Origin of the sequence: Vibrio lentus (genome assembly GCF_002875945.1) — a bacterium.
Classification (GTDB): Bacteria; Pseudomonadota; Gammaproteobacteria; order Enterobacterales; family Vibrionaceae; genus Vibrio; species Vibrio apostichopi.
Window position 1 is genome coordinate 1 of record NZ_MCZK01000121.1, and the last position, 13,062, is coordinate 13,062.

Here is a 13,062-nt window from a genome sequence, read left to right on the forward strand (position 1 = left end):
TGAATTACGCAACAAAGCCCTGTTGTTCTGGTATGGACGACAATCGTAGCTTGCTTTCGATACGGTGCCATTGTGTTTCACGTAAAGGTCGGCATCGCCACTACTAGGGCCTGTTATGGTTACGGTTAACTGACCAGAGTACTCCGTTGTTACGGTAAAGAATTGCTCTTCACCGTAACCAGCGGATAGCCCTTCTACAGGGACGTCATATTGAAGCTCTGTTGGCCCTGCAACGGGCGAATCAAGGCTGGTTTCGACAAGGTAAGCAATGGCTAGTTTGGCGAACTTGGTCGCGTGTGTCGCCGTAGGATCGGAGTTCTCAAGCGTATCGTGTTGGGTATGAATACTTGGGTTGTAATCATTGAACATGCTCTCGAATGGCATGGCCGCTGGGTAGCCAACATTGTGCCAAGAGGCGTGGTCAGAACAGGCATAGCCACAATCATCGAAACCGTAACTGATCTCACTAGCGTAAGTGTCGATCAGCTCGCCCAAGTAGGCGGTTAAGTTGCTGTCGGTATAGTCTGTGATGAAGGTAATATCGTGCGCTGAACCGTTGTAGTTGGTCATGTCTAATTGCAGTACTGATATAACGTTTGCTTGCTCATCTCTTAAAGCGTTGGCGACATCTTGTGAGCCGCGCAGCCCTACCTCTTCTGCAGCATAGCCATAGAACTTAATGGTTTTGTCTGGCTGAATGCCACTGGCGATCATCAGGCGAAGCGACTCTGTTACCGTTGCAATGCCAGACGCATCATCATCGGCTCCCGGTGAGATGGTGCCTTCGCTTGTCCAAGATCCAACGGTCGAATCAAGGTGTCCACCAACAACGACGATCTCTTCAGGATATTTAGCGCCAAGCAGTGTCACTTCAACGGATTTTTGTGGATATTCGGCATGCGTGATCTGGCGTGCAGATGCGTACGGTACATCTTTAATCTCGGTTTCCCAACGCTCTAAAAGCCAATCTGAAGCAGCGACACCAGTAGAAGTAGTATAAAAACGGTTGGTGAAGTTGGTTAGATTTTCAATGGTCGTGACCATGTTGTTCGGCTCGACCTGAGCGAGTAGGTCATTCACCGTGTCTTGATGGCTGATCACCGGCTTTTCGAAGGTGTTCATTGTCAGTGGCATCGCTGCGGCTTTGAGTGCGCTTGCTTTGTCTTCGTGCACCATGTAGCCACCACAACGGTGAGTTTCTTCATGCATGTGGCTGGATAGTTTCGCCAGCTCTTTTTGGTTGATTTTCGCGACGATGGAATGCTTGTTTCCAGTCACGCTTGGATAAACCGTTGCACCATGCTGAGTCATTATATGCTGTGCGTCAGCATCGGTGGTGATCCAAACTTCTTCGTTCGCTGGTGGTGTGATGCCTAGGGATGCGTAAGCCGAAGTACTGTTGATTAAGGCTAAAGAACCTCCGAGTACAGCCAAAGCTAGCATGCTTTTTTGAATAGCCATTTGTCGTCCTTTTTATGATGAGTATTGTTATGTTGATGGGGGTGATTTTTGTGTAATACGTGGATGTTTTTGTGTAGATGTTTCATTTCTGAACAGATAACCGCGAAAAGGGCCCCTTTCGGAGCCCTGAATTTACTATCGATTATTGTGTTTTAATGAAACGGTAGTGCTTGGTTTCTGAACAGATATCGCTTGAGGTACACACTTGGTACTCCACATCCACTGTGCCGTTGTGACGGAACTTGTCGACGTATGAGTTAAAGTCTGTCGCACCAACATTCTTGCCATTACGCTTAATCACGAAGTAGTCATTGGTGTCGTAATCCCATGCCAGCTTAACGCGAGCTTTGCCATTCGGGTTTTTGTTACCAAACTTCAGTTTTAGTGGGAAGCCTTCTGCTGAGTCACCTTCAATCGTGATCGACTTGCTTGTTGATGTCGCAACACCTGCATCGTCAGTCACGGTTAGGGTAACCACGTAGTCGCCAGCTTCAGCATAGGTATAACGAGTCACTTCACCGGTTTGTGTGTTGCCATCGCCTAGGTTCCATTGGTAAGAAACGATTTGGCCATCGCTATCCGTACTTGTGCTGCGCAGCTCTACTTCTTTGCCGACAATGGTGTGCTCAAAAGAAGAAACTGGCGGTACGTTAGCGTTACCTGATTCGTACGATGCTTTTAGATTTGCACCTGTGTAATCTGAGTAGCCTAGAATGTTCACTGTGTAGCGACCTGAGGTTGGGTTCTCAATCACACACACTTCGTCAGTCACGCTTTCACTCTTACAGATGTTCTCTTGCGGGCTTGGTGCGTAATCTAGGCCGACATACATATCTGGGTCACCCGTAGACACAGCAAGATCAATCGTCAGCTTGTCTTGGCCTTCTGGTACTTCGATATCGAAGTAAGTTTTTGAGCCTGTTTCACCAGCAACTGCGGCTTCAACACCATTCTCAAGGCGTTGGTATTCCGGTTCTGGCGGCAGTGGTGGCTCTGCACATGGGGTAACACCTACAAGAGCGAACGCAGAAACAACGTCATCGGCATTGTAGCCAAGGTCGTTGGCTGAGTTTTTCACGCCACAAGCACCCTGCCAGAAGTCACTGTTTTCCGACCAGTAAATTTGGTTAGATAGCACGAAAAGCTCGAACGCTTTTTTAGTATCCCAGCCTTGTGTGGTTGCAAGGTGGTAGAAGGCTTTATTGAACACACCTGAGCTGTAGTGCACGTTTAAGCCATCGTAGTATTCAGATGCGTTGTTGATTGAAGAACCATCTCGTGATGGATCGTCCATGTAACGCAGAGCGCCGTCGCCTTTAAAGATATTACGGCCGACCATCCAGTCGTTGGTGCCTTTCATGTAGTATTCTGCCGCTTCACCTGCCATATCAGAGAAAGCTTCGTTCATACCACCGGATTGATTCGCGTAAATCAAACCTGAGTTTTGTTCTGTGAAACCGTGGCTCACTTCATGCGCTGACACGTCAAGGCTAACAAGTGGATAGAAGAAGCTTTCACCATCTCCGAATGTCATTGCCTTGCCATCCCAGAATGCGTTCTCGTAGTTGTTACCGTAGTGAACACGCATCATGAGTTTGAAAGAGAGTGGCGCTGTGTCGAACCAGTTCTTATACATGTCGAACACAATGTTACCGAAGTAGTGCGCATCGTTGAGTGGAGAGAAGGCTCCGTTCACTTCTTTATGTTCGTTACGAGGACATTCGTAGCTGTAAGTGGTGTCGCCGTCTGTCGCGCCATTTAGATCAACGGTGACAACATTTTCCGATTCCATCACACACTCTGTGCCGTTTTCTACCACATCAAGGTAGTGGTAGTCGGTACCGTACTCATACATGCCTGTTTTTTCGTTACCACCAGGGCCTGTACCGATCTGTGCGTGAGCAATACCTTCCCAACGGTCGATAACTTCGCCGGTATGCGCGTCTAGCATGGTGAATGGTCGAGTCGGCTGTTCGCTGCCTTCAACGAGATAAGAGATAACGTAGACTAGGCGTGTTTTATCTGCACCTTGTGTACCAATGCCTTGTTTATCGGCTCCTTGGTTAGATGTGCCCTGATAAATAAACAGCTCATGTTGTACGTTGTCTAGAGATTTGCTGGTTAAGCCCTGAACCTTGAGATCTTTACTCGCAAGCTCAACGGCTTGGGAGCTGTTGATTGATGGCTTAACAAAAGAGCGCTCTAGGGTCGTCGTTTTAAGGTAGCTGCCTTGAACCGATTTAAGCGCACCACCTTGTACACTTTGAGTGGCGTTTAGGTAATGCCCCCAAACGGGTGTTCCCCAGATGTTCTGTTGGATCTTAACTTTGTAGATACCACGCTTTTTGAGGTTAACTTCCTTCACCATCTTAAAGCTAGAGGCGTTACTGACACCTAACTGAGTGTTCAACCCAGAAAAGCTAGTAAAGTTGATTGGCTGATCGATGTTAACGGATTCACTTGCATGCACTGACAAAGACACAGCACTCGCTATAGCAACGGCAACTAAACGCTTTTTCATTTTCATTGTTATTTTCTCTTTCCATGTAAAATCCATGAAAACGTAACAAAATTATCACAACGAATTTACATCATTCGATCTGATTAATTAGTAGCATGGCAATGATCTCTTTTATTCATGAAACTTATATTTCTCGTATTTACAGATAGTTATCGTTTCTGTTTATTTTTGAACGCACTCATAGGTTTTATTTATAAAATCATGACACTTTTATTAAGTGTTTTTTTTTTATGGAAATTAAGGTTTCTGGGTAAATTGATCTGTGCCTCAATTAACGGATTTTGGGCTGATAGAAGGATCAACGATTTGGGCGTGTCAGTTTAAGCGGAAGGTAATTAAGCGAATTTAAGGGCCATTTTGATAAGAAATTGAAGGTTTTTGGGCTTATTTTTAGAATTATTACTTATATGAGGGCAGGGTAATTAAGAACTTATTTGGCACAGAGCACAAAAACGGCTGGATGAAAAAAGCCAGTGACGAGGTCACTGGCTTAGATGAACTTAGTTTGTACAGGCTAGCGTTTAAAGGCATGCAAGCTTTAGAAAATTACTGCTTTTTAACGAGCTATTGTTTTTTAACGAATTACTGCTTCTTACCGCCAACTTGAACGTAGTCGATACCGATAATACGGTTGATGATACCCAGAACAGAGCTTGTGTCAGAGTTTGTAGAGCGAATAGTCTCAACCGTAGCGCCTTCAGGTACTAATTCCATTGCACGATCTTGTGTGTTACCAGGAACTTGGAAACCGACGATGTTGAAGCTCTCAGCGTGCGCTGTGTAAACTTCTTCGTTGTGGCTGATACCCGAACAACCTGCTAGAGAAACAATGCCTAAAACAACTAATAACTTTTTCATAAAAATACCTTAAGAATGATTGGAATCGAGATGGCAAGCCACAAAGGCAGTGTCATGATTATCTAGATTCAATAAGTTCATGGGAGACAGCATCTCCCGACCGATGTTGAACATTATTCCAGAGGTGTTTTGTAGTTACTGTATGGGTTTGTCAGTTGAATCATTACATAGCTGAATGGTTATGGTGAATACCGCACCCTTTAAGGCTTGGCTCTGACCCACTTCCACGGTTGCGTTGTGTTGAGCACAGATCTTCTCGACGATAGATAGCCCTAAACCATGGCCGCTCTTGGCTTTGTTACGCGCTTTGTCGCCAACGTAAAACGGTTCAAACAGGCGAGCCTGATGCTCTTGAGCCACACCATCACCATCATCATGTACTGCAATCTGTAGTTGTTCTTGATGCACGCTGGCTTCAATCAACACTTGAGAGCGTGCGAATTTCATGGCGTTACGGACAAGGTTATCTAGGGCGCGGTTCAGCAGTATTTCATCCGCCACTATCGAGCTAGGTTGCTCTGGCAGTGATAGGTCGATGTTGAGCTGAGTATCCTTGTTCCAACGCGTCATCGCGTGTTCGAGAAGGTCTCTTATCTCTAATGGTTGTTGTAGATTTTCGAGGTCACAGCTATCCAGTTTGGCGTAACACAATAGCTCATCGACCATCTTCTCCATCTCTTCGGTATCTTCAACAATGCTCTCTACAGTCTCTTGTTGAGATTCGTTGAGCGGCGTGTCTTTAAGCATTTCAGCTTGCCATTGGATACGGAATATTGGCGTGCGCAGCTCATGAGCGACGGCATTAGTGAGTGAGCGATTGCTCTCAATCAAGCGGTGAATGCGGTCGGCCATTAGGTTGAAAGACTTATTGAGTGAGCCGATTGCAATGCCGCTTGAGGTCTCTGCTCGCGAAGAGAGATCCCCTTCTGCAAAAGCTAGCGTCGCCGATTCAAGCTTCTTAACTCGGCGGAAGATGATAAATAGGTGGCATACGCCATATAAGATAAAGCTTGCTAGGAAGAACAACCAAATGAGGTCATCTTCCAATTCTATTTTTTGCCTAACGAACGCTTCACTGTTGGGTAGGTAATGATAGGTATTGTCACTGCTTGCTAAGCGAAACCATAGATCGCGCTCATCATCATGAAAGATAAAGGTATTTGGGTTGGTACTGAAGAACTCTGAAACAGGGCTTGGTATTTCATCTTTTGGGTTGAACGTCACCAGTTTATTGCGAGTGGTTTCGACAAACTGGTTCATGGCTTGTTGAGCCGCTTCAAGCCCCTGATTTTTAGCGATGTTTTCTATGAGTTGCTGGTGGGCTGTCGCTTCATAATCTTGCAGAACATATTCGTAGTCAGTATTGAGCTGATAGACACAGATTTCGTAAGCGACAATGCCGCTCATGAAGCAAACTAACAGCCCTAATAGGGACTCCAAAAAGATACGTCGCATAATCGCTCTCTTTCATTACGCTCGTAGTGAGCGAAGTTAATGCCAGGCGGTTGAAACAAACAAGTAGCCTTTACCGCGAATGGTCTGAATTTTCTCTGCTGGTGTGTGGTCGTCGCCCAATATCTTTCTTAGACGCACGACTTTGTTATCTATTGTGCGGTCTATTCCGTCGTACTCAATCCCGCGCAATGTTTGCGTCAAGTAGTCACGAGATAACGGCGTATCTGGGTTGCTTGCCAATAACCAAAGTAGGTCAAATTCACTGTCAGTGAGTGATAAAACGGCACCTGAAAGTTCACACTTCTTATAGGTGTTTTTCAGAACGAGTTGATCAAACTGAAGGTTGTCTGAGTCATCGACTGAAGCCGTATTGGCGTCTTGGCGGCGTAATAGCGAACGAACTCTGGCCAGCAGAACTCTTGGTTTGATTGGCTTGGTGACATAGTCATCAGCCCCTGTCTCTAAACCAGCGACGTGATCAAAGTCGTCATCGCTAGCGGTGAGCATCAAGATTTTACCTTTATAGTGCGTACGCGTCTGTCGGCAGATTGTAAGTCCATCAGTTACAGGAAGCATCAAATCTAGTAGTACGATGTCAGGTTGCTCCGCGAGGATGGTCTGTGCGGCATCACTGCCATCGTCCAATACCGAGACATCAAAATCTTGCGCGACAAAGTAGTCCTGCAACATTTTCTGAAGTTTCAAATCGTCTTCCACGATGATCATTTTAGGTTTTGTCATTCCATTATCAGCCTTGTCGTGCGTTTCAATCATTAAGATTACGTGAGGGAGCCTTATCTAGTGGTTAGCTATTGTGGCATCTCCAGTTTGCATGCTTTACGTAAAATACCTGACATGAATGATTAAACACTTTCCACGCCAGTTCAATGATGATTTTGAATTTGTGCGAAAATAAAAAACAATGTTCAAAAAGACATACATTCTCATACATTCGCACGACAGATGTTTTCTTCTTTAAATAATAGAATTTTCCCATAAAATATTTTTGGGAATTATCACATGAATAGTTATAGAAAAACGCTACTGGCATTACCTTTGGTTCTTTTAGCTGGCTGTAACTCAAGCTCTAACTCGGGTAAAGCGGCGACTAAAGCGCAAGCAAAACCTCAGGCGGATTACGTATTCTCATCAGTGAAATTAGGCAAGTTGTATCAAGAGCGAGAAGAGCTTCAAGAGGCAATGAAGCTAACTTACGATGGTGTGCAGTATGAAACCATTCAGTTTGCTGAAGACATCAGTGATGAGCAAAAAGTGGTTAGGCTAGCAAGTCGCTTAGGTCAGAGCATTGACCTGTATTTTCCTGATGTAGGCTTTGATAACTGCGGTATTTATAGTGAAGGCAATTACTATGATTCGTTTGATTGTGGTACGGCTCAACGTTCAATTGGCAATGATACGACGTTAATCCAAACGACAACGAGCGCTAGAAAGCTTACTGTTAAGCTTGAATACCAAAACGAGTTGTCGCAATACGTGACGAGCCTGGGCTCTACGATTCTGAGTAAAACCAAAAACGGTAATAAGGTCACCATCACCACATCATTTGCTTTCAACGCTTTTTATCGCGATGTGCTCAACGAGACTGGCGCTGTTGAGCGCATTACTTCCACTCTAGGCGCATCAACCTATTCTCAGCTTTTTGATATCGTGAAGCTATACCGAGGCAGTGAGATGACGTTGAAGTTCACCAACCATATTGGCGGCAGTGCTGATGACGAAATCAACATGTACACCGGTCGCATGATCAATAACAACAAGATGACGACAATCGTGCCCCCAACGGGTTCGGTTTTCTCGGGTGGTACGGATCTATTTGCTGCAGGCAACCCACGCATATTGCAACGCGCAGATTCCACCAAAGCCATTGAACTGAATAAGCAGGTGGGTGTGCATAGTTGGGCTGATGGGGATAAAACGGCCAAAGAATTCCCATACACCAATGAGAGTCATCGTCAGCAAGCGACCTATTTTAAAAAGGTGATGGGAGACAAAGGGATCGACTTCTATATCTTCACTTTAGATTCTGCACCTGCTGCTGGTGAGCACTGGATGACTAAAGCAGACTCTGATAAGTACGGTTTCATTACACGTATTGAGTAGTCAAAGAACGTAGCAATAACGACTCCGCAAAGGTTGGTCTTGGCTCTGTCATTACCAGCCTTTTTTTGTGTCTGATGTTTTTAGTTTTACCTTTGCAGTGGTTGAGTAAAGGTTTTTACCTGCTCTAACAACGAATGCTTTACACAATGTCATAAGATGAACAAATACTGCATTTAGCCGTGGTGTAACAATTAATTCCCGCAGATCGAGTGATAAGAATGTGTAATCACGGCACTTTTTTGTCGATAGAATTTATTATCCGCAGCCTTACATCGGTAGCTTTCTATAATCTAACGATGTAAGGAGCATGTGAATGACTAATAAGGACGATCATTTATGCAGTTACTGGCAGGCACTCTGACCCACTACGCTAACCCTCAAGCACGCCCTGAATTGGAATACTCGAGTGAGCAGCGTGACATTTTAAGTGTCGCGAACTCACAACAGGCGATTAAAGATATTTCTCAATGGCCAGGCTACTCTGTTACTCCTTTGCATGAGCTGAATGCTATCTCTGCTGAGATCGGTGTAAACAAGTTTTGGTACAAAGATGAATCGCAGCGTTTTGGCCTAAAGAGTTTTAAAGCACTGGGCGGCGCGTATGCCGTTGCTCGTCAGCTTCAGATTGAGATCGCCAACCGCTACGGGAAGAATCCGAGTATCAGTGAGTTGCTCAACGGGGAATGGAAATCAGAAGTTGCTGAAATTGTTGTCAGTTGTGCGACCGATGGAAACCATGGCCGCTCGGTCGCATGGGGCGCACAAATGTTTGGCTGTGGTTGTGTTATCTACATTCACCGTGACGTATCGGAAGGGCGTAAGCAAGCGATGGAAGCGTTCGGCGCAGAAGTAGTACGCATTACCGGTAACTACGATGAATCGGTTCGTTTGGCCGATTCAGAAGCGCGAGCGAAAAACCGCGTGATCGTGTCGGATACTTCTTACGAAGGTTACATGGAAATCCCTAAAGATGTTGCTTTAGGCTATACCGTGATGTTGGCTGAAATTGTCGAGCAACTTGATGGTGAAATCCCAACGCATGTTTTTGTGCAAGGTGGTGTAGGTGGTTTAGCTTCAGCCGTTTGCGGTTACTTCTGGGATCTGTGGGGTGTTGATCGTCCACGCTTTGTTATCGTCGAACCTGAAAAGGCTAACTGCTTACAGAAGAGTGCTCAAGCGGGTAAACCTGTCGTGGTTACGGGCGACTTAGAGACGCTGATGGCAGGCCTTGCATGTGGTGAGGTTTCAAGCTTAGCGTGGACGATTCTACAAAATGGCGCTGATGACTTTATGACGCTGAGCGAAGAGGCCATTCCGCAATCGATGCGTATGCTGGCAAGCGGCGAACAAACGGAAGTAGCGATAGAAGGGGGGGAATCTGCAGTCCCAGGTTTTGCTGCAGCGATCATCGCTAAGCAAGACCCGAACTTCGCTGAAAAATTGAATTTAACGGAAGATAGTCGAGTGCTAGTGATTGGTACTGAAGGGGCAACCGACCCGGATCTCTACCAACAAATCATCGACAACAAAATCTAATAGCGAACAACAAACAATAAAGTAAGCCCCAAAGTTGGCGGTATGTAAGGTTTCTTCATACCGTCTTTTTTTATTCTCTTTTTGACTGCATTTCACGACACGCCTTGTTTTCTAATCGATCCGGTCATCAATCGCTCTAGTTATCAATCGCGCTGATCATCAATTGGAATTGTCAGCCCTACCTTAACGTTATCCATCACCACATTGGTTTGAAAGCTCTTGATATTGGCATTATCGAAGAAGGCTTCACGAGTAAAGTTGTCGTATCCCTCCATGTCTGCTGCTGTGACAATCATGATGAAATCTGAACTGCCGGTCACGTAATAACACTGCTGTACTGAGCGGTTTGAACTCATTTCTTTTTTGAAATTGTGCATCAAATCCACACGCTCACGCTCTAGCGTTACCTGAACGATAAACGTCATTCCATGGCCTACTGCCTTTGGGTTGATAACGGAAACATCAGCTTGAATGACACCTTGCGCTCTCATGCGTTTTAAACGGCGCTGAACAGCAGCAGGAGAGAGTCCGACCTTTTCTGCAATTTTGTCTGAAGTAGCTCTGTTTGAGTCTTGTACGATGTTGAGGATCTTCTTGTCGAAACTGTCGACCACCAATGCAGGTTGCTGTGTCATACCCATACTTCCCAATATCTGTTTGTAAATTAATTGTTTCTTTTTAACCAGTGTGTGATCGAGTTAAAGGTATTTAGCCTTAACAATTAGCCCTCAACGAATGAGAGAAAAAAATCACTATAGCGCAATAAAAATGCGGAATTTCCGCACAATAAGGTATTCGTTTAATGATAATCCTTAAAGTTATCGGTGCATTATTAACCTTGTGAACGAAATGTAAAGTTCAAATTAACAGAGTTTGAAGTTTATATTATACATGTTGTTAACATTTATTGAGTGTTGATATCGGCAGCTCAAGGAGTCGGAAAGTATGAAATCTGCAATCGCTACTTTACAGTTTGAATTAGAACAATTGGCACCAGCAGGACGCGTCGGTGTGATTGCGTTGGCGACAGATTTCAATATTGAGCGTGATTTAAACGCGCTGTATCCAAACGATGTGCAGTCGTTCACCAGTCGCCTGAGAAACTACAACCCGTTGACGATAGAGAACCTACGTAGAATGGAGCCGGGAATCGCTGCTTGTGCCGATACCATCCTACCGGGCACCGAATTGGATGTGGTGATTTACGCTTGTACCTCCGGCACCATAGCGATTGGCAGCGAGCGAATTACCCAGCTCATTCATCAGTCTCGCCCAAACGCTGCGGTAACGAATCCGGTGACCGCTGCCTTAGCGGCTTTCGACAGCTTTAAAGCGAAGCGTATCTCGGTATTAACGCCTTATACCGAAGCCGTGAATCAAGACGTGGCTGCATTTTTTGAGTCGCAAGGCATTGAGGTGCTGAGCATCGCTGGCTTTGGCTTTGAAGATGACACCGCGATGACGTTCATTGATCCAATGGACATCAAACACGCCGCACTGCAAGTCTGTGACCCTGAAGCGGATCTTCTGTTTATCTCTTGCACGGCATTGCGTGCTGCATCCGTTGTTGAATCCATTGAAGCGGAATTAGATAAGCCCGTTGTCAGCAGCAATCAGGTATTGGCTTGGCACTCGCTTCAGTTGATGAACTACCCCATACCCATTAAAGGCTTTGGTGCACTACTAGCGCACCATCTCCAACCATCCTCAGATAATTGCCGAAGGTCGCAGTCGTTGTAACGACCTTTGATTAAGGCTGCTCGCTTTGCGTTTACATTCAGCAGCCAAGCTAACTCCATATTTAATAAGACAAAGAATTACACTTTGGGATCACTACTATGCCGTCTACTTTCTCGATCAAACCAGACCAACTGTCTTCACAGCTTATTCAAAGCATGACGGAATGGCGTCAACACTTACACCGCTTTCCTGAGTGTGGTTTCGATGTGAATCTGACCTCCGATTTTATCGCTGACAAGTTACACAGCTTTGGTATCGAGGTGGTGCGTAACATCGGTAAAACAGGATTAGTTGGGATACTTCGTTCAGGATCGAGTGAAGCGAGCATTGGTTTGAGAGCTGATATGGATGCTCTACATATTCACGAACAAAACAACTTCGCACACTGCTCACAACACGATGGAAAGATGCACGCTTGTGGTCACGATGGACACTCCGCAATGCTGCTCGGCGCGGCAAGCTATCTAGCCCAAAACCTATTGGCAGGGAACTCAACCTTCGATGGCACGGTGTATTTCATTTTTCAACCCGATGAAGAGCACGGATGTGGCGCGCAAGCGATGATTGATGATGGCTTGTTTGAACGATTCTCGATTGATGAAGTGTATGGCGTGCATAACTTTCCCGGCTTAGCGGAAGGTGAATTGATGGTTCGCCCCGGATCATTAATGGCCAGTGAGAGTAGCTTTGAGATCACCATCAATGGTGTGGGTGGACATGCTGCTCTGCCGCATCAAGGGGTCGATCCTCTTGTCGTTGGCTCGCAAGTCATTCTTGGTCTGCAGACCATCGTGTCTCGTAATTTGAGTGCGATTCACGACACCGCTGTAGTCTCTGCGACCGAATTTATTACTGATGGCACGGTTAACGTCATTCCTACTCAAGTGGTTATCAAGGGTGACTGCCGCTGCTTTACTGAATCTTCTCTCGATCGAATCAAGCAGAGCATGGAGAGAATCGTGGCGGGCATTTGTCAGGCAGCAGGCGCGACTTACGACTTCGAGTTTATCAATACCTTCTACCCAACCATCAACAGCGAGCAACAAACCCAATACTCGGTAGCTGCCGCGCAGAAGGTGCTTGGTGCAGAGAACGTTAATGACGTCTGCGACCCACTGACAATTTCGGAAGATTTCTCAAGCATGTTACGCGTTAAACCGGGCTGTTATGTGCTGCTGGGTAATGGCACGGAATCGGTCGGCGGCTGCGCATTGCATAACCCCGAATACGACTTCAACGACGGCATCTTAAAGCTCGGCGCGAGCTACTGGATTCAGTTGGTGAACGACCGTTTAGCACGATCAATTTAGAAACATTTATTTAGAAACAATGAATTAGAAGCAACTCAATGAGAAGTAACAACTCAATTA

The 13,062-nt window shown here is 45.7% G+C and carries 10 protein-coding genes; 4 read left to right on the top strand and 6 right to left on the bottom strand.

From position 1 onward, the window contains the following. The 5 genes from BCT49_RS13410 to BCT49_RS13430 form a co-directional block, all read right to left on the bottom strand. Window positions 1-1,461, bottom strand: a 1,461-nt coding sequence (locus BCT49_RS13410) for a M28 family metallopeptidase (RefSeq protein ID WP_102435821.1), incomplete at its 3' end; no start/stop codon positions are given. A 142-nt stretch (window positions 1,462-1,603) separates the two neighbouring features. Further along, the gene (locus BCT49_RS13415; protein WP_102435823.1) at window positions 1,604-3,988 is read right to left on the bottom strand and encodes a M4 family metallopeptidase; all 2,385 of its coding nucleotides are present in this window, start codon (window positions 3,986-3,988) and stop codon (window positions 1,604-1,606) included. A 576-nt stretch (window positions 3,989-4,564) separates the two neighbouring features. Further along, window positions 4,565-4,840 carry a hypothetical protein gene (locus BCT49_RS13420; protein ID WP_017632032.1) on the bottom strand — a complete coding sequence of 92 codons (276 nt, stop codon included), beginning with the start codon at window positions 4,838-4,840 and terminating at the stop codon, window positions 4,565-4,567. A gap of 135 nt (window positions 4,841-4,975) precedes the next feature. Continuing rightward, window positions 4,976-6,295 (bottom strand): sensor histidine kinase, encoded by a 1,320-nt coding sequence (locus BCT49_RS13425; RefSeq protein WP_102435825.1) that lies wholly within the window; start codon window positions 6,293-6,295, stop codon window positions 4,976-4,978. A 36-nt stretch (window positions 6,296-6,331) separates the two neighbouring features. Next, window positions 6,332-7,036, bottom strand: a complete 705-nt coding sequence (locus BCT49_RS13430) for a response regulator (protein ID WP_102327988.1) — start codon at window positions 7,034-7,036, stop codon at window positions 6,332-6,334. A 279-nt stretch (window positions 7,037-7,315) separates the two neighbouring features. On the opposite strand from BCT49_RS13430, the gene BCT49_RS13435 reads away from it, so the two are divergent. Beyond that, window positions 7,316-8,416: an alpha/beta hydrolase gene (locus BCT49_RS13435; RefSeq protein ID WP_102435827.1), complete on the top strand. Its 1,101-nt coding sequence runs from the start codon at window positions 7,316-7,318 to the stop codon at window positions 8,414-8,416. 336 nt (window positions 8,417-8,752) lie between these two features. Next, a complete protein-coding gene (locus BCT49_RS13440) occupies window positions 8,753-9,952 on the top strand; it encodes a diaminopropionate ammonia-lyase (RefSeq protein WP_102435829.1) in 1,200 nt (399 codons plus the stop codon). A gap of 143 nt (window positions 9,953-10,095) precedes the next feature. Here the strand turns inward: BCT49_RS13440 and BCT49_RS13445 are convergent, their stop codons facing one another. Further along, window positions 10,096-10,587, bottom strand: coding sequence for an Lrp/AsnC family transcriptional regulator (locus BCT49_RS13445; RefSeq protein ID WP_065206767.1), 492 nt, complete (start codon window positions 10,585-10,587; stop codon window positions 10,096-10,098). Between the two features lie 310 nt (window positions 10,588-10,897). Here BCT49_RS13445 and BCT49_RS13450 point away from each other — a divergent pair, with 310 nt between their 5' ends. Together BCT49_RS13450 and BCT49_RS13455 are read left to right on the top strand one after the other, a co-directional pair. Continuing rightward, window positions 10,898-11,692, top strand: coding sequence for a maleate cis-trans isomerase family protein (locus tag BCT49_RS13450; protein ID WP_102435831.1), 795 nt, complete (start codon window positions 10,898-10,900; stop codon window positions 11,690-11,692). A 98-nt stretch (window positions 11,693-11,790) separates the two neighbouring features. Further along, window positions 11,791-13,002 carry a M20 aminoacylase family protein gene (locus tag BCT49_RS13455; RefSeq protein ID WP_102435833.1) on the top strand — a complete coding sequence of 404 codons (1,212 nt, stop codon included), beginning with the start codon at window positions 11,791-11,793 and terminating at the stop codon, window positions 13,000-13,002. Window positions 13,003-13,062 lie beyond the last annotated feature (60 nt).

Coding starts and splice junctions, on each gene's coding strand:
- BCT49_RS13415 (WP_102435823.1), bottom strand. CDS start 3,988: ATGAAAATGAAAAAGCGTTTAGTTGCCGTTGCTATAGCGAGTGCTGTG.
- BCT49_RS13420 (WP_017632032.1), bottom strand. CDS start 4,840: ATGAAAAAGTTATTAGTTGTTTTAGGCATTGTTTCTCTAGCAGGTTGT.
- BCT49_RS13425 (WP_102435825.1), bottom strand. CDS start 6,295: ATGCGACGTATCTTTTTGGAGTCCCTATTAGGGCTGTTAGTTTGCTTC.
- BCT49_RS13430 (WP_102327988.1), bottom strand. CDS start 7,036: ATGACAAAACCTAAAATGATCATCGTGGAAGACGATTTGAAACTTCAG.
- BCT49_RS13435 (WP_102435827.1), top strand. CDS start 7,316: ATGAATAGTTATAGAAAAACGCTACTGGCATTACCTTTGGTTCTTTTA.
- BCT49_RS13440 (WP_102435829.1), top strand. CDS start 8,753: ATGCAGTTACTGGCAGGCACTCTGACCCACTACGCTAACCCTCAAGCA.
- BCT49_RS13445 (WP_065206767.1), bottom strand. CDS start 10,587: ATGACACAGCAACCTGCATTGGTGGTCGACAGTTTCGACAAGAAGATC.
- BCT49_RS13450 (WP_102435831.1), top strand. CDS start 10,898: ATGAAATCTGCAATCGCTACTTTACAGTTTGAATTAGAACAATTGGCA.
- BCT49_RS13455 (WP_102435833.1), top strand. CDS start 11,791: ATGCCGTCTACTTTCTCGATCAAACCAGACCAACTGTCTTCACAGCTT.